This is a genomic window from Marivivens sp. LCG002 (assembly GCF_030264275.1).
In the GTDB taxonomy this organism is placed as follows: domain Bacteria; phylum Pseudomonadota; class Alphaproteobacteria; order Rhodobacterales; family Rhodobacteraceae; genus Marivivens.
Genome location: NZ_CP127165.1, coordinates 2,397,770 through 2,414,841 on the forward strand (window position 1 = coordinate 2,397,770; position 17,072 = coordinate 2,414,841).

At 60.2% G+C, this 17,072-nt stretch carries 15 protein-coding genes; 8 read left to right on the plus strand and 7 right to left on the minus strand.

All coding sequences use genetic code 11. From position 1 onward, the window contains the following. Positions 1–26: 26 nt before the first annotated feature. The 5 genes from QQG91_RS11790 to QQG91_RS11810 form a co-directional block, all read right to left on the minus strand. A complete protein-coding gene (locus tag QQG91_RS11790) occupies positions 27–1,043 on the minus strand; it encodes an oligopeptide/dipeptide ABC transporter ATP-binding protein (protein ID WP_285770421.1) in 1,017 nt (338 codons plus the stop codon). Continuing rightward, positions 1,036–2,004, minus strand: coding sequence for an oligopeptide/dipeptide ABC transporter ATP-binding protein (locus tag QQG91_RS11795; protein ID WP_285770422.1), 969 nt, complete (start codon positions 2,002–2,004; stop codon positions 1,036–1,038). The genes QQG91_RS11790 and QQG91_RS11795 overlap by 8 nt, the downstream gene beginning before the upstream one ends. Positions 2,005–2,007: 3 nt before the next feature. Continuing rightward, positions 2,008–2,931: an ABC transporter permease subunit gene (locus QQG91_RS11800; protein ID WP_285770423.1), complete on the minus strand. Its 924-nt coding sequence runs from the start codon at positions 2,929–2,931 to the stop codon at positions 2,008–2,010. A 9-nt stretch (positions 2,932–2,940) separates the two neighbouring features. Continuing rightward, on the minus strand, positions 2,941–3,864 hold the full coding sequence (gene oppB / locus QQG91_RS11805) for an oligopeptide ABC transporter permease OppB (protein WP_285770424.1): 924 nt from the start codon (positions 3,862–3,864) through the stop codon (positions 2,941–2,943). Between the two features lie 76 nt (positions 3,865–3,940). After that, positions 3,941–5,584, minus strand: coding sequence for a peptide ABC transporter substrate-binding protein (locus QQG91_RS11810; RefSeq protein ID WP_285770425.1), 1,644 nt, complete (start codon positions 5,582–5,584; stop codon positions 3,941–3,943). Positions 5,585–5,820: 236 nt separating this feature from the next. Between QQG91_RS11810 and QQG91_RS11815 the strand changes: the two genes are divergently transcribed. Beyond that, positions 5,821–6,387, plus strand: coding sequence for a hemerythrin domain-containing protein (locus QQG91_RS11815; RefSeq protein ID WP_285770426.1), 567 nt, complete (start codon positions 5,821–5,823; stop codon positions 6,385–6,387). A 72-nt stretch (positions 6,388–6,459) separates the two neighbouring features. Beyond that, a complete protein-coding gene (locus QQG91_RS11820) occupies positions 6,460–7,113 on the plus strand; it encodes a GntR family transcriptional regulator (protein ID WP_285770427.1) in 654 nt (217 codons plus the stop codon). On the opposite strand, the gene QQG91_RS11825 is transcribed toward QQG91_RS11820, so the two are convergent. Beyond that, complete coding sequence (locus QQG91_RS11825; protein ID WP_285770428.1) at positions 7,097–8,398, minus strand: NAD(P)/FAD-dependent oxidoreductase; 1,302 nt, start codon at positions 8,396–8,398, stop codon at positions 7,097–7,099. The two genes, QQG91_RS11820 and QQG91_RS11825, sit on opposite strands and share 17 nt — an antisense overlap. Then, positions 8,398–9,792: an aspartate aminotransferase family protein gene (locus tag QQG91_RS11830; RefSeq protein WP_285770429.1), complete on the minus strand. Its 1,395-nt coding sequence runs from the start codon at positions 9,790–9,792 to the stop codon at positions 8,398–8,400. The genes QQG91_RS11825 and QQG91_RS11830 overlap by 1 nt, the downstream gene beginning before the upstream one ends. Before the next feature lie 502 nt (positions 9,793–10,294). Between QQG91_RS11830 and QQG91_RS11835 the strand changes: the two genes are divergently transcribed. The 6 genes from QQG91_RS11835 (at position 10,295) to QQG91_RS11860 (ending at position 17,054) form a co-directional block, all read left to right on the plus strand. Beyond that, positions 10,295–11,380 (plus strand): polyamine ABC transporter substrate-binding protein, encoded by a 1,086-nt coding sequence (locus QQG91_RS11835; protein ID WP_285770430.1) that lies wholly within the window; start codon positions 10,295–10,297, stop codon positions 11,378–11,380. Between the two features lie 66 nt (positions 11,381–11,446). Further along, the gene (locus QQG91_RS11840) at positions 11,447–12,604 is read left to right on the plus strand and encodes an ABC transporter ATP-binding protein (RefSeq protein WP_285770431.1); all 1,158 of its coding nucleotides are present in this window, start codon (positions 11,447–11,449) and stop codon (positions 12,602–12,604) included. A gap of 16 nt (positions 12,605–12,620) precedes the next feature. Beyond that, positions 12,621–13,511 carry an ABC transporter permease subunit gene (locus QQG91_RS11845; protein WP_285772350.1) on the plus strand — a complete coding sequence of 297 codons (891 nt, stop codon included), beginning with the start codon at positions 12,621–12,623 and terminating at the stop codon, positions 13,509–13,511. Further along, positions 13,508–14,326 (plus strand): ABC transporter permease, encoded by an 819-nt coding sequence (locus tag QQG91_RS11850; protein WP_285770432.1) that lies wholly within the window; start codon positions 13,508–13,510, stop codon positions 14,324–14,326. Before QQG91_RS11845 ends, QQG91_RS11850 begins: the two co-directional genes overlap by 4 nt. Next, positions 14,323–15,672, plus strand: coding sequence for an aspartate aminotransferase family protein (locus QQG91_RS11855; protein WP_285770433.1), 1,350 nt, complete (start codon positions 14,323–14,325; stop codon positions 15,670–15,672). The genes QQG91_RS11850 and QQG91_RS11855 overlap by 4 nt, the downstream gene beginning before the upstream one ends. Continuing rightward, positions 15,669–17,054: a glutamine synthetase family protein gene (locus QQG91_RS11860; RefSeq protein ID WP_285770434.1), complete on the plus strand. Its 1,386-nt coding sequence runs from the start codon at positions 15,669–15,671 to the stop codon at positions 17,052–17,054. The genes QQG91_RS11855 and QQG91_RS11860 overlap by 4 nt, the downstream gene beginning before the upstream one ends. Positions 17,055–17,072 lie beyond the last annotated feature (18 nt).

Genomic DNA, 17,072 nt, shown 5'->3' on the forward strand with positions numbered 1-17,072 from the left:
AAAGGGCGGGAAACCCCGCCCTTTCGTCATACCGTCCCGACCACTTCGCCAAAGGCATTGTCCTCGTGATAGGGGCAGGACACCAGATGCCCCTCGGCCACTTGGGCGACTGCGGGCCTCTCGCCTGCACAGGCCTCTCGCGCGATGGGACACCGCGTGCGGAACACACAGCCCGACGGCGGATCGAGAGGCGACGGAAGCTCGCCCGAGATCACCGCACGCGGACGCGACTTTTCCAGAACAGGATCGGGCACGGGCACCGATGAAATAAGCCCCCGCGTATAGGGATGGCGCGGATTGCCGGTCAAAGCCTCGGCCCCCGCGACCTCCATCATCCGTCCAAGATACATCACCGCGATGCGGTCCGAGATGTGCTTTACCACGCTCAGATCATGGGCGATGAAAATCATCGTAAGCCCGAGGTCTTTTTGCAGCTCCTTGAGAAGGTTCACCACCTGCGCCTGCACCGACACATCGAGCGCCGAGACAGGCTCATCACAGATGAGCAGCTTGGGTTTGAGGATCAGCGCGCGCGCAATCCCGATCCGCTGGCACTGCCCGCCCGAGAATTCATGCGGATAGCGGTTCACAAGGTTCGGCAACAGCCCGACCCGCTCCATGAGGTCCTGAACGCGCTTGCGCACTTCGGCCTTGGGCAGCTTGGGCTCATGCGTGATCAGAGGTTCGGCGATAATCTCGCCCACGGTCATGCGCGGATTAAGCGCGGCAAGCGGGTCCTGAAACACCATCTGCACATAGCGCCGATGATGCCGACGCGCCTCGGGCGCCATGCTCAAAAGGCTCTCACCCTCGAAAAGCACGTCCCCGCCCGTGACAGGCGCAAGGCCGCAGATCGCACGGGCAATCGTGGATTTACCCGACCCGCTTTCACCAACGACACCAAGACATTCACCGGGCTGCACGTCAAAGCTCATGCCGCCGACCGCCTGAAGCGACTTGTGCGGCGTCCACGGCCAAGCTCCCGAAGGTTTGATGTCGAAAGTCACCCGAAGGTCACGCACCGAAAGAATGGGATCAGACATGGCTCAGCTCCTCTGTCGGAACGTGACAGGCACGGCGATGCGCCTCGCCTGCAATGACGGGCTTTGCACTCTGGCAAACATCCCGCACTTCGGCGCAGCGCGGCGCAAAGGGACAGCCCTCGGGCAGTCGGGACATATCCGGTGGCTCACCCGCGATGGCGAGCAAAGCCTCGTCCTTGCGGTCGAACCGCGGCACAGCCCGCAAGAGCCCGCGCGTATAGGGATGGCTCGGACGCGCGAAAAGAGCTTCGGTCGCGGCCTCCTCCATCACCTGTCCGCCATAGAGAACCAGCGTGCGGTCACAAAACCCCGCCACGACCCCGAGATCATGCGTGATCAGGATCACAGCCGTGCCGAACTCCTGACGGATATCACCGAAAAGCTCCATGATCTGCGCCTGCACCGTCACGTCGAGCGCCGTCGTCGGCTCGTCCGCGATCAACAGCTTGGGCTGACACAAAAGCGCCATGGCGATCATGATCCGCTGCCGCATCCCGCCCGAAAACTCGTGCGGATACATGGTGATGCGCGCCTTGGCATCGGGAATGCGCACCGCGTCGAGCATCTTGGCCGCCTCGGCCACCGCATCACGTTTGCTCATCCCCTTATGAAGCTGGAGCACCTCGGCCATCTGGTCCGAAATCCGCATATAGGGATTGAGCGAAGTCATCGGGTCCTGAAAGATCATCGCCACTTCGTTGCTTCGAATGCGGTTCAGCTCTTTGCGCGACATGGTGAGCAGGTCTTTGCCTTCATAGAGCGCCTGCCCCGTGGCCTTGCCGTTCCGCGCCAAAAGGCCCATCGCGGCAAAGGCGGTCTGGCTCTTGCCCGATCCGCTCTCGCCTACGATGGCAAGGGTCTCGCCCTTTTCGACGGTGAAGGACACTCCGTTGACGGCATTGACCGCGCCGTCGCCGGTCTGGAATTCGACCCTAAGGTCTTTGATCTGCAAAAGGCTCATGGGTCAGCGGTCCTTGGGATCAAGTGCATCACGAAGGCCATCGCCCACAAAGAAGAAGGCATAAAGCGTGATGAGAAAGAAGAAGAGCGGGAAACCGATCATCCACGGCGTGCCGAAGCCGAGCTGGCTCGCACCGGCGGAAATCAGCGCCCCGAGCGAGGTCATCGGTTCCTGAATCCCGAGCCCGAGAAAGCTGATAAAGCTTTCCGTGATGATCAGCTGCGGAATGAGGAGCGTTGCGTAAACGATCACGATCCCCGCAAGGTTCGGAACGATGTGACGCAGGATCACGGTAAAGGGTTTCACCCCGGTTGCGACGGCCGCCTCGACGAACTCCTTGTTCTTGATGGTCAGCGTCTGTCCCCGCGCGATGCGCGCCATATCAAGCCATGAAATCAGCCCGACCCCGACAAAGAGCATCACCATCGAGCGGCCAAAGACCACAAGCAGCAGAATGATCACGAACATGAACGGAATGGCGATAAGGATATCGACGATCCGCATCATCACGCTGTCGATCCGCCCGCCCATATAGCCTGCAAAGGCACCATAGAGCGTGCCGACGACAACGGCGACAAGGCTGCCGATCACACCGACGAGGATCGAAATCCGCGTGCCCTGAACGACGCGGGTATAAAGATCCCGCCCCTCCTGTTCGAGCCCGAAGAAATGCGCGTTCTCGATACTCGGAGCGCCAAGGTTCTTGATATCGCGGCGAAGCGAGAAGTCCACGAAATCGGGTTCATGTGGGCTCAGATACTGGCCGAAGAATGCGAAAACGAGAACAAAGCCGAGAAGAACAAGGCTGATCAAAGCGGCGCGATTGCGGACAAAGCGGCGAAAGGCATCATGCCAGAGGCTCCGCCCCTTGATCGCTTGGGCATTGGCAACACCCGCGAGCTGGTCTGCTGTAGTGCGACTGAACATGCTGCCCCCTCAGTAACGGATTTTGGGGTCGATCCACGCATAGAGCAGGTCGACAATCAGGTTGAAGAGAATGGTCAGCGCCCCCATGAGGATCGTGATCCCCATCATCACCGAATAGTCACGGTTAAAGGCGGCGTTGACGAAATAGACGCCGATCCCGCCGGTCGAGAAATAGCTGTCCACAATCACGGACCCCGTCACCATAAGAACAAAGGCGGGCCCGAGGTAGGAAAGCACAGGCAGCATCGCAGGCTTGAGGGCGTGGCGCAGAATGATCCGCCGATCCGAAAGCCCCTTGGCCCGCGCGGTGCGGATGAACCCGCTATTGAGCACCTCGAGCATCGAAGAGCGGGTGATCCTCGCGATCGACGCCATATAGGAGGTCGAGAGCGCGATCACAGGCAGGATGAGATACTGGAGCTGCCCGCCGTTCCATCCCCCACCGGGGAGCCAACCAAGCCAGAGCGTAAAGACAATCACCAGCATCGGGGCCATGACAAAGTTCGGAAGCGACTGCGCGCCGATGGAAATCCCGACGGCAAGATAATCAAGCCACGTATTGTGGCGGATGGCGGCCACAACGCCCAAGGTCACACCGACGATCACGGCTAAAACGAACGACCAGAAGCCATAGGTAAGCGTGACGGGGAACCCCTGAGCGATGATGTCGTTGACGCTGCGGTCCTTGTATTTGAACGACGGGCCGAAATCGAAATGCACCACGACGTTCCAGACATAGTCGAAGATCTGTTTCCAATAAGGCTGATCAAGCCCGTATTTCGCCTCGATATTGGCAAGCACTTGCGGCGGCAAAGGACGCTCTGCGTTGAACGGACCACCGGGCGCGGCGAACATCAGAACAAAGGAAATGACGATCAGCACAAGGATCGTCGGAATGGCGACCGCAAATCTGCGGGCGATAAAAGACAGCATCTCGAAACCTCTTGCAGAAATGCCAAAGGCCCGCGCCCCCATGACAGGGGCGCGGAACCGTTAAGCAAACGTCGCTTTATTCGGCGACTTTGTAGAGTTCGCGGGAATACCAGGTCTGCTGGACGTTCTCCAAGGGCCAGCCCTTGATCGCATCGTTCAGCATGAAGTTTTCGGTGTAGTGATAGATCGGGATGATCGGAACATCAGCCGCGATGATCTCTTCCACCTTGGTGTAATTCGCGCTCGGATCGGCAAGGGTCTTGGACTCGGCCAAAAGCGCATCGACTTCGGGGTTGTTATAGCCGGCGTCGTTATAGCCCGAGCTCGAGTTCATCAGATCGAGGAAGGTCGAGGCTTCGTTATAGTCGCCACACCAGCCCGCACGCGAAACGTCGAAGTTGCCGTTGCCCCGCTCTTCAAGGAAGGTCTGCCATTCCATGTTCGCTAGCGTGGTTTCAACGCCGAGCGTCTGCTTCCACATCTGGCTTACGGCGATAGCGACCGACTTGTGCGCTTCCGAGGTGTTATAGAGGATTTCAAGGCTGATCGGGTTATCCGAGCCATAGCCTGCCTCGGCAAGCAGAGCCTTGGCCTTTTCGTTGCGCTCGTCTTGGGTCATGCCTGCGGCTTCCACCATCGGCACCTCGAAGCCCGCAGTCGCGCCGGGGGTAAAGGTATAGGCGGGGAACTGACCTGCGGCCAGAACGTCCTCGACGATGATGTCGCGGTCGATGGCAAGGCTCAGAGCCTGACGCACGCGCACATCCTTGGCCCACTCGGGCGCGGTGTCACGCATGTTCATGTTGTAGTAATAGGAGCAAAGGCTCGGCACCGCGATGGCTTCGTTCGGATACTCCTGAACGAGGCTCGGGTATTGCCCCGGCGGGAGCCCTTGGGCGGTCTTGTCGATCTCGCCTGCCTGCCAACGGGTCAGCGCTTGGGTCGAGTCGTTGATGATCAGCATCACGACCTTGTCGATCAGCACATTGTCCGCATCCCAATAGGTCGGGCTCTTTTCGCGGACAAGACGCTCCTGAAGAACGCGCTCGGTGAGGACATAAGCACCGTTGCCGACGAAATGCTCGGGCGTGACCCAGTCGTTGCCGAACTCTTCAACCACATGCTGCGGCACGGGGAATGTGGTGCCATGCGTCACCATCTGCGGGAAATAAGGAAGCGGCTGGGTGATGCGGACTTCGAGCGTCTTGTCGTCGATCGCTTTGACGCCAAGCTCGGTCACAGGCTTTTCACCCGCGATCACGGCGGCGGCATTCTCGATGCTCATCAGCTCGATATACCACGAATAGGGCGAGGCGGTCTCGGGGTTCGCCGCACGCTGCCATGCATAGACGAAATCACCGGCGGTGACGGGCGTGCCGTCCGACCACACCGCATTGTCGCGCAGCGTGAAGGTATAGGTCATCTGGTCTTCGGATACCTCATACCCCGTCGCAACACCGGGAACGGGGTTGCCGTCGGGGTCCTGGTTCAACAGACCTTCGAAGAGATCGCGCACAACGGCAGAGCCTTCGACATCCTCGACAAGACCCGGATCAATGGAGGGAATTTCGTCGATGGTGGAATAGGTGAACACCTGTTCGGCGGCCAAAGCCTCGCCGGTCACGGGGTGCGTGGCGCCATGGCCCTCGGCATAGACAGCCGTCCCGATCAGAACGAGAGCCGCCGCAGTAGTCGCTTTCAACGTATTTTTCAGTGTCATGAATAATCTCCCTGACTGGAGCGAGTTCGAACCCGCACTCTTGTTTAAACGATGCCCACAACCGTGGACCTCTGATCAAAACTTTTTTACTCTTTGATCAAAAACGCAAGCGGGATTAGCGATCTTTCCGTTGCGTCACCTGTTCAACAGCTTACCGAGCACCAAGTTCCTTTAGGTCTGCTGTTTTTTGCGCCATAGTGCGGCGAAACGACCGAACCCAACCGAAAGAGCCGCCGATGGACCTGCTTGACCTCACCGAACGCAAAGGGCTTCCCGATGCGCTCCGTGTCCTCTTGGAAACCTTCCCCCGTGAAGACTGGCAAAACGATCCCGGATACAACGGCCTCATCAGCTTCTGGCTGGAACGGCATCTGACCTTTCGTCGGCTTTTGGACGAAATGACGAATGAAACCATGAGCTTGCTGGACAAGAAATCCGACGAGCGGCGCTTTGCGGGGCGCATCTCGCGCTATGGCGGCATCTTTGTGGAACAGCTCCACGGCCACCACCAGATCGAGGATCACCACTATTTCCCCGTGCTCTCGGCACGCGACATCCGCCTCAAGCGCGGCTTCGACATTCTGGACAAGGATCACCATGCGCTCGACGGGCTTTTGAACGACTTTGTAGGCAGCGCCAACGCCGCGCTGACCAAACTCGACGACAAGAACGCCCTTTTGCCCGCTGCCGAAAATTTCCGCCGCGATGTCGTGCGCCTGACGGGTTTCATCGACCGCCATCTCACCGACGAGGAAGATCTCATCGTGCCTGTGATCCTCAAATACGGCACCCATGGTCTTTGAATTTGATCATGTCCGAGAACTTGGGCTAAAAGGATCATGAAACCGCATGAGGGTCAGAAATTGAACGAACACATGGCCAAGATTCCGACCCACGAGTTGGTCTATCGCCAGATCCGTGACATGATCCTGTGCGGCGAGCTGGAGCCGGGTCAGGCCGTCACGATCCAGGGGCTTGTCTCCCATCTCGAAGCGGGCATGACCCCCGTGCGCGAAGCGATCCGCCGCCTCACCGCCGAAAGCGCTCTGGTCTTTCAGGGCAATCGCCGCGTGAGCGTTCCCGTGCTGACGCTCGATGAAGTCAACGAACTCGCCTTTGCGCGGCTCGCCATCGAACCCAAGCTCGCCTATTGGGCGGCTTCCAAGCTCACCGTGCCCCAGATCGGCCAGTTGGAACAGATCGATCAGGATCTGAACAAGGCCATCGCGCGCGGCGATGTGCGCGATTATCTCTACTTCAACTACCAGTTCCACGCCCAACTTTATGCGGTGTCGGGCGCGAATATCCTTGTCTCCATTGCGGATTCCCTCTGGCTCCGCATGGGGCCAAGCCTTCGGGTGATTTGCGGGCGCTACGGCACGACGAACCTTCCCGACATGCATGCGGGGGCGATTTCGGCGATGAAGCGCGGCGATGCCCAAGCGGTGATGGACGCCATCAAAGCCGACCTTGAACAAGGCATCGATCAGGTCCGCGCCTCGCTGCTCGAAGCTACAAACGGTCTCTGAGCGAGAACCAGAGCATCCCGAGCACCAGCAAAGGCGCGCGCAGCAACGCCCCTCCCGGAAACGCGGGCGTGGGCACTTTGGCCATGAGATCGAACCGCTCGGCCTGACCCGCAATCGCCTCCGAGGCAAGCTGCCCTGCGAGCGTCGCCATCGCCACACCATGCCCCGAATAGCCCGACATCGACAGGATATTCCCCGCCAGCCGCTCGAAATGCGGCATACGGTTCAGCGTGATCGCCAACGTGCCGCCCCATGCGTAATCGATCGGAACATCGGCAAGCTGCGGATAGACTTCGGCCATGCACGGCCGCACCAAGGCGTCGATCCGCGCAGGGAACCGATAGCCATAGGTCTCGCCGCCGCCGAAAAGCATGCGATTGTCCGCCGAAAGACGGAAGTAGTTGATCACGAACTTGGAATCCGCAACGGCCTCTTTCATCGGGAGCACTTGGCCAAGCTGCGCATCGGTCAACGGCGCGGTCGCAACGATGTAATTGTTGATCGGCATCACCCGCGCCGCAACCTTGGGCTCAAGCCCTCCAAGGTATCCATTCGCCCCAAGAACGACAAAGCGCGCCTTGACCGAACCCTGTTCCGTTCTGACGGTCGCTGGGTCCCCTCGCACAACCTCGGTCACGCGGCTTTGCTCGAAAATCCGCACGCCTTTGGACTTGGCAGCCCGCGCCAATCCCAGAGCGAATTTCAGCGGGTGGATATGCCCCGAGCCGTAATCCACGCTGCCCCCATGGTAGAAATCCGACCCGACACGGGCGCGGATGTCATCGCGCGACAGCTTTTCGGCCTGCGTATAGCCATATTCCTCGCGGAGCTTGTCGACCGCTGCATGGCTATGTTTGACGAACCGCGCACGATGATCCGCATGGATCACACCGGCGACCCATTCGTAATCGATGCCGTAGCGCGCCGCGAGATCGTGGATCAACGTCACCGAAGCCTGAGACAGATCCCAAAGGGCGCGCGCATCGGCCTTGCCCATCATCGCTTCAAGCTCGTCCTGCTCGAGCCGCTGACCGCCCGAGACCTGACCGCCGTTGCGACCGGACGCGCCGAAGCCCACGCGCTGCGCTTCGATCAGCACCACATCATAGCCCATCTCGGCCAGATGGAGCGCCGAAGACAGCCCCGTAAAGCCGCCGCCCACAACACAAACGTCACAGGTGAGGTCACCCGCAAGCTGCGGCTCCACCTCGGGCAAATCCGCGCTCGCGGCATACCAGCTCGACGGATAAGCGCCGAGCCGGTCGTTGGCCGTCAAAAGGTCCATTACGGAGCCTCGAACATCCCGTCCTTGACGAGATCGGCATAGCATTCATCAAGCGACTTGCGGGCACGCTTGATCAACTCGTCCGCTTCCGCACGGGTAAGAACGAGCGGCGGAGCGATGATCATACGGTCGCCCACATGGCGCATGATAAGATCGTTGCCGAAACATTTCTCGCGGCAGCGATACCCCACAACACCGGGCGCAGTCTTGAACGGTGCGCGGGTCGCCTTGTTCGGGGTCAGAGCAAGCGAGGCCATAAGACCGACGATCTTGGTCTCGCCCACCATCGGGTGATCACCAAGGCTGTGCCACAGCTCGGCCAGATACGGCCCGATGTCGTTCTTGACGTGATCGACGATATTCTCTTCTTCGAGAATACGCAGGTTTTCCAAAGCGACAGCCGCCGCCACGGGGTGACCCGAATAGGTATAGCCGTGGTTGAAGTCACCTGCCTCACCGACCACATTCGCCACCTCGTCACAGACAAGCGAAGCACCGATCGGCGCATAGCCCGACGAAAGCCCCTTGGCGATGGTCATGATATGGGGACGGATGCCGACCGTCTGGCTTCCGAACATATTGCCTGTGCGTCCGAACCCGCAGATCACCTCGTCCGCGATCAGAAGGATTTCGTATTTGTCGCAGATGCGCTGGATTTCGGGCCAATAGCTGTCGGGCGCGACGATCACACCGCCCGCACCCATCACGGGTTCACCGATAAAGGCGGCCACGTTCTCTTCGCCGAGTTCAAGGATCGCGGCTTCAAGCTCTTGTGCACGGGCGACGCCGAACTCTTCGGGGTCCATATCGCCACCCTCGACCCACCAGTTCGGCTGGTTGATGTGGTGGATACCCGGAATGATGCCGCCCTGCGCATGCATCCCCGCCATCCCGCCAAGGCTCATGCCCGCCATGGTCGAGCCGTGATAGGCGTTCTTGCGGCTGATCACGATCTGTTTTGTGGGCTTGCCCTTGGCGTGCCAATACTGGCGCACAAGACGCAGGTTCGTGTCGTTCGCTTCCGACCCCGACCCCGCAAAGAACACGTGGTTGAGATCACCGGGCGCCATCTCGGCCAGCTTGGCGGCAAGCGCAATCGCGGGCACATGCGAGGTCTGGAAGAACGTGTTGTAATAGGGAAGCTCGCGGATCTGCTGCGCGGCGACATCCGCCAGCGTGTCGCGGCCATAGCCGATGTTCACACACCAAAGACCCGACATGGCGTCAAGAATGCGGTGCCCCTCGCTATCGGTGAGCCACACGCCCTCGGCGCGGGTGATGACGCGCGCGCCCTTTTTGGCAAGAGCCGCAGCCGCCGTGAACGGGTGCATGTGGTGCGCCGCATCAAGAGCCTGAAGCTCGGCGGTGGGGGTGTTGTTCGTGATCTTTTTCATCGCACATTCCTTCTGGGACGGCTGGCAAATTCGGAAACGGTCCGCGCCCGACCTTCGGGCCGTGGATTTGGCCCAAGGATATGGGGCAACGAAGCGGTGTCAATATATTTGATCAAATTTTATCGCCCCATTCAAGCACCTCTCGAAACCCGCTTTGAGCAACTGCGGGTGGCGCCTCCTCCACCCCTCGTTTCGCCGCGTCTCGACTCGGACTCGGCCGCATCACAAACCCTGCATGATTCGACACCTGCCCCCGAGCCAACACCGTCTGCGCACTGTGATTTCAAAACTGTTGTGGAAACGCGCAGCAAATGCTCCATTTCCCCCTTCATTGCGGCTAGTCTCTTCGTCTCACGCGTTTTTTTCACGCTCCCCCTTGTTTTTTCCTGTTGCCTATGTGGGGATATTTGCAGCACTGGGCGCGAAAACGTTGCTTTAGTCGCAACTTTTGATCAAATTCTAAGGGTCGGGGCCTCGCCCTGGACCAACACGGGAGAAAAACATGAAACAGTCCTGGCTGCCAATGGCCGCTCTACTCGCCTTTGGCGCGGTTGCCGCTTCTGCTGAAGAAGTCCGCGTCTACAACTGGTCGGACTATATCGACGAAGAGCTCCTCGCCAAGTTCGAAGCCGAAACCGGCTATGATCTTGTCTATGACGTGTTCGACTCGAACGAAGTCCTCGAAACCAAACTTCTTGCAGGTGGTTCGGGCTACGACGTCGTCGTGCCGACGGGAACCTTCCTCCAGCGCCAGATTCAGGCTGGTGCCTTCCAGCCCCTCGACTATTCCAAACTGCCGAACTCAGGCAACCTTTGGGACGTGATCAAGGACCGCACCGCCCAGTATGACCCCGACAATGCCTATTCGATCAACTACATGTGGGGCACCACGGGGATCGGTGTGAACGTCGGCAAAGTCGCCGAAGTTCTGGGCGCTGACGCTCCGATCAACTCGCTCGCGCTCGTGTTCGATCCTGCCAACATGGAAAAGCTGGCCTCTTGCGGCGTGCACTTCCTCGACGCTCCGACCGAGATCATCCCCGCCGCTCTGGCCTATATCGGTGAAGATCCCGACTCCAAGGACCCCGAAGTCCTCGCCAAAGCCGAAGAAGCTCTGATGGCGGTTCGTCCCTACATCCAGAAGTTCCACTCCTCCGAATACATCAACGCGCTTGCCAACGGCGAGATCTGCGTTGCTTTCGGCTGGTCGGGCGACATCCTTCAGGCACGTGACCGCGCCGCCGAAGCCGACAACGGCGTCGAAGTGGCCTACAACGCTCCGACCGAAGGCGCTCTGATGTGGTTCGACCAGATGGCCGTTCCCGTCGATGCTCCGAACGTCGAAGGCGCCCATGCGTTCCTGAACTTCATCATGGATGCGAACAACATGGCGGCTGCGTCGAACTATGTTTACTACGCCAACGGCAACAAGGCCTCGCAAGAGTTCCTCATCGAGGATGTGATCGGCGACACCGCGATCTATCCCGACGAAGCCACTCTGGCGAACCTCTACACCGTGACCCCGTTTGACGCTGGGGTGCAGCGGACCGTGACCCGTCTTTGGACCAAAGTGAAGTCCGGCCAGTAATCAAACCTCAATGCCCCGCGCCATATGCTTTGGCGCGGGGCACTCTATTTGACGGAGCCCTTTTCGATGGCGCAATCCCCACGCAATTCGTTCTCCCATGCGGCCACGGCCTTTGCCCCGTGGAACGACCCGAATGCCCAACCGCTGATCCAGTTCAAGAATGTGACCAAGCGCTTCGGGGATTTTGTCGCGATCGATAATCTCACTATCGACATTTACGAGCGCGAGTTCTTCGCCCTTCTCGGCCCCTCGGGCTGCGGCAAGACCACGCTCATGCGGATGCTTGCAGGTTTCGAAAACCCGAGCGAAGGCCAGATCCTTCTGGGCGGCAAGGACATCGTTCCTGTTCCCCCGAACAAGCGCCCCGTGAACATGATGTTCCAGAGCTATGCGCTCTTTCCGCATCTTTCGGTCTGGGACAACATCGCCTTCGGCCTCAAGCGCTCGGATATGCCCAAGGACCAGATCGGGGACCGCGTCGCCGAGATGCTGCGCCTGACCCGTCTCGACAAATTCGCCAAGCGCAAACCCCACCAGATTTCGGGCGGCCAGCGTCAGCGCGTGGCCCTCGCCCGCTCGCTCGCCAAAGCGCCCAAACTGCTCCTTCTCGACGAACCCCTCGGCGCGCTCGACAAAAAGCTGCGCAACGAGACCCAGTTCGAGCTGATGGATATTCAGGAAAAGACGGGCACCACCTTTGTGATCGTCACCCACGATCAGGAAGAGGCGATGACCGTCGCGTCCCGCGTGGCCGTCATGGACCACGGCAAAATGATTCAGGTGGATACCCCCGCCGGCATCTATGAAAACCCCTCGTCTGTCTATGTCGCCGACTTCATCGGGGACGTGAACATCATCGAAGGCAAAGCGGCCAAGGTCGCAAGCGGCACGCTCGAATTGCATTACGCCGAAGGCGCAGAGCCGATCAAGGCAACCACCGATGCGACCGTGACCGAAGGCCAGTCGATTTCATTCGCCATCCGTCCCGAAAAGATCGCCGTTTCGACCGAACCGATGGCCGACCGCGCCAACCATGCACGCGGCAAGATCATCGACATCGCCTATCTCGGCAACGTTTCGACCTATCACGTGCGCCTGCCCTCGGGCCAGATGATGTCGGCACAGATGACCAACTCCCGCCGCCTCGCACGGCGCGATTTCACTTGGGAAGACGAGGTGTGGCTGTCATGGACAGACACGGCCGGCGTCATCCTCACCGAGTGAGGGCGGCCTGATGAACCTGCGCCGCTTTTTTCTGATCGGGATTCCCTACGCTTGGCTCTTGGTGTTCTTCCTTGTGCCCTTCGTGATCGTGATCAAGATCTCGCTCTCGGACATCGCCCTTGCGATCCCGCCCTATACCCCGACCCTCGAACTTTCCGAAGGTTGGCAAGGGATCAAGAGCTTTTTCGCCCAGCTCGACATCGACAATTTCACCTTCCTGACGACCGACCCGCTTTACGTCAAAGCCTATTGGTCCTCGCTCCAGATCGCGTTCATCTCGACCGCGCTGACCCTTCTTGTGGCCTATCCCATGGCCTACGGCATGGCCCGCGCCCCCGAGGAATGGCGTGCAACCCTGATGATGCTGGTGATCCTGCCCTTCTGGACCTCGTTCCTGATCCGCGTCTATTCGTGGATGGGTATCCTCGGCAAAGAAGGCTTTCTCAACGCCGCGCTGCTCTGGCTTGGCCTCATCGACGAGCCCCTGACGATCCTGAACACCAATACCGCCGTCTATATCGGCATCGTCTACACTTATCTGCCGTTCATGATCCTGCCGATCTACGCGACGCTGGAAAAGCTCGACGACAGCCTTCTCGAAGCCGCAGAAGACCTCGGCTGCACCCGCACGTCGGCCTTCTGGAGCGTGACCCTCCCCCTCTCGCGACCGGGTGTGGTGGCAGGCTGCTTCCTCGTCTTCATCCCCGCACTCGGCGAATTCGTGATCCCCTCGCTCCTTGGCGGCTCGGATACGCTGATGATCGGCAAAGTGCTCTATGAAGAGTTCTTCTCGAACCGCGACTGGCCCGTGGCCTCGGCGGTGGCGGTTGTGCTGCTGCTGATCCTCGTGATCCCGATCATCCTGTTCCAGCGCAACCAGCAAAAGCAATTGGAGGCCGACCAATGAGACGCTTCAGCTGGTTCAACATCACTTCGCTGACCCTCGGGTTTGCCTTTCTCTACATCCCGATGATCATCCTCGTGATCTATTCGTTCAACGGGGGTCGCCTTGTGACCGTCTGGGCGGGCTTTTCGACCAAATGGTATGGCGAATTGCTCTCGAACGAGGACTTCCTCAACGCCGCTTGGGTGACGATCCGCGTGGCCCTTGCCACGGCGACCCTTGCCACGATCCTCGGAACGCTTGCGGCCTATGTGATGATCCGCGGCGGGCGCTTCTTCGGCCGCACGCTCTTCTCGGGCATGGTCGTTGCACCGCTGGTTATGCCCGATGTGATCCTCGGCCTGTCGCTTCTCCTCCTGTTCAAGGTGATGTTCTCCTCGGCAGGCATGATGACCGTGATCCTCGCCCATACGACCTTTACCATGTGCTATGTGTCGGTCGTGGTCTCCTCGCGCCTTGTCTCCTTTGACAAATCGCTCGAAGAAGCGGCGCTCGATCTCGGCGCGACGCCCTTTGACGCGTTCAAATCGGTGACGCTCCCCAACATCGCCCCCGCTGTGGTGTCGGGCTGGCTTCTTGCCTTTACCCTGTCGCTCGATGATCTCGTCATCGCGAGCTTCACCACAGGTCCGGGCGCGACCACCCTCCCGATCAAGATCTTCTCGGCTGTGCGCCTCGGCGTTTCGCCCGAGATCAACGCGCTCTCGACCATCATGATCGGCATCGTGACGATCGGCGTGATCGGCTTTTCGCTCCTTAACAAACGTCAAGTCGCCCAGCGCCTGCGCGACGAAAAAGCGGCAGAGGCTTCAGCATGACCGGCGTCTCCCCAGCGCAGATCGCGGCCCTTCGGGAACGCGAAACCGAAATCTATACCAAGGCCCGCCCCAAAACGCGGGCAGCCTTGGAACAGGGAACGCATTTCCTTGACGGTGTGCCGATGCACTGGATGAAGGACTGGCCCCAGCCCTTTCCCATGCTCGTCGCGAAGGCCCAAGGCGCAAACCTCACCGACATCGACGGCATTACGCTCGACGATTTCTGTCTGGGGGATACCGGCTCCATGTTCGGCCACTCGCCCGAACCCGTTGCCCGTGCGATCATGGAACAGGCAACCAACGGCCTGACCTATATGCTCCCGACCGTCGCCGCTCTCGAAGTGGGGGACCTCTTGTCCCGCACCTTCGGCGACATGCGCTGGCAGATCGCAACGACCGCCACCGATGCCAACCGCTTTGCCCTGCGCGTCGCTCGCGCCGTGACGGGACGGGCCAAGGTCCTCGTGTTCAACGGTTGCTATCACGGCACGATCGACGACGCGATGGTGGTCCGCACAGACGGGAAAACCGTCAACCGTCCCGGCCTCGTGGGTCAGGTCAACGACCTCTCGCAAACCGCCGTCTCTTGCGAGTTCAACGATCTCGCCATGGTCGAAGAGGCTCTGGCCCAAGGCGACATTGCCGCCATTCTGACCGAACCCGTGATGACCAATTCCTGTATGGTCCTTCCCGATGCGGGCTTCCACGAAGGTCTGCGCGAGCTTGCCACCCGCTTTGGCGCGCTTTTGATCATAGACGAAACCCATACGATTTCTTCGGGTTTGGGCGGCTATACCCGTGTGCATGGCCTTGATCCCGATATCTTTGTGGTCGGCAAATGCGTCGCGGGCGGTATGCCCACCGCCGTTTGGGGCCTTGCCCCCCATGTCGCCCACGCCTTTGCCGAAACCGAGAAAACCCGTGATGCGGGACATTCGGGCATGGGCACCACGCTCTCGGCCAACCCGATGCAGTTCGCCTGCCTGCGCGCCACCCTCTCCGAGGTGATGACCCCCGCCAATTACGCTCATATGGAGCGCGGAGCAGCGCGGCTCGTCGATGGCCTCTCGCGGGCAATCACCGCCGCAGGTCTTCCGTGGCATGCCGTCCGCGTGGGGGCGCGTGTAGAGTTCATCTGTGCGCCCGAACCTCTCCGCAACGGCGCCGAAGCGGCCGAGGCCCACGCCTCCGAACTCGAAGCCGCCGTTCACGCGGCCCTTTTGAACAGGGGCGTTCTCATCGCGCCCTTCCACAACATGATGCTGGTGTCCCCCGTTACCACGGATGCCCAGATCGACCGCCTTGTCGCGGCCTTTACCGACGTTACGAAAGACCTGACCCAATGACCTCCTGCCCCTCTGGCGCGACGCCCTCCGAGGCCGAAGCCTTTCTCGCCGCCCATCCCGAAATTGAAGCCGTGGACATCGTGCTCCATGACGCCAACGGCATCGGTCGCGGCAAGATCATCCGTCGGCACGAGCTCTTGGCGCTCTATTCCTCGGGCCGCCATATGCCGATCTCGATCCTCGGGCTCGACATCTGCGGCGAGGATGTGCACGAAACGGGTCTCATCTGGGATCAGGGCGACGGCGACCTGCGCGCATGGCCGATCCCCGGAACGCTTGTTCCCTTGCACAACACGACACCGCCCCGCGCCGAAGTGTTCATGTCGCTCTATGATCTGGACGGGAACCCGATGACGTCGGACCCGCGCCACGCGCTCCAGCGTCAGGTCAACGCACTGGCCGAGATGGGCTATCACCCCGCAGGTGCTTTCGAGCTGGAATTCTTCCTCCTCGACAAGGACCGCGACGAATACGGCAAAGCCCGTCCCGCCCGCGATGTGCTTGATGGGCGTCCTTCGTCCAAGACCGAGGTCTATTCGGTGGACCACCTCCACGGCATGCTCCCGCTCTTCAACGACATCTACAAAGGCGCCGAGCTTGCGGGCATCCGTGCCGAAACGATGATCTCGGAATATGCACCGGGCCAATACGAGCTCACCCTCGACTATCGCACCGATGTGATGCAGGCCGCAGACGATCTCATGCGGCTCAAGCGGATCGTCCGCGCCCAAGCCCGCGCCCACGGCGTCACCGCCTGTTTCATGGCCAAGCCGATCGAAGCCTATGCAGGCTCGGGGATGCATTTCCACGTGAGCCTCTGCGATGAAAACGGCAAGAACGTCTTTATCGAAGAGACCGAAGGCGACTGGAACGACCTCATCCGCCACGCCATCGGCGGGATGAGCACCACAATGGCCGAAGCGATGCTTGTCTTTGCGCCCCATGCCAACAGCTGGCGGCGCTTTTCCAACCAGAGCTATGCGCCCGTCTCGCCGACTTGGGGCGTCAACAACCGCTCCGTTGCGCTCCGTATTCCCGCAGGCTCGATCAAGGCCCGTCGCATCGAGCACCGCCCCGCAGGGGTGGACGCCAACCCCTATCTCGTCGGGGCGACCGTCCTTGCCGCACTCCGCCACGGGATCGAGAACCGCATCGACCCAGGCCCCGAAACCACAGGCAACGGCTATGACGACGCGGGCGATCACAATTTCCCGACCGACTGGCACGAAGCGATCCGCGCCGCCCAGAAAAGCACCTTCCTCAAGGACGCTTTGGGCGAGGACATGCACCGCACCTTTACCGCGATCAAAGCGGCGGAATATGCGCGTGTCGCCCGCACGGTCGCGGATGTGGACTTCGATCTCTACTTGCACACGGTTTGAGCGGCACTGCCCCTTGAC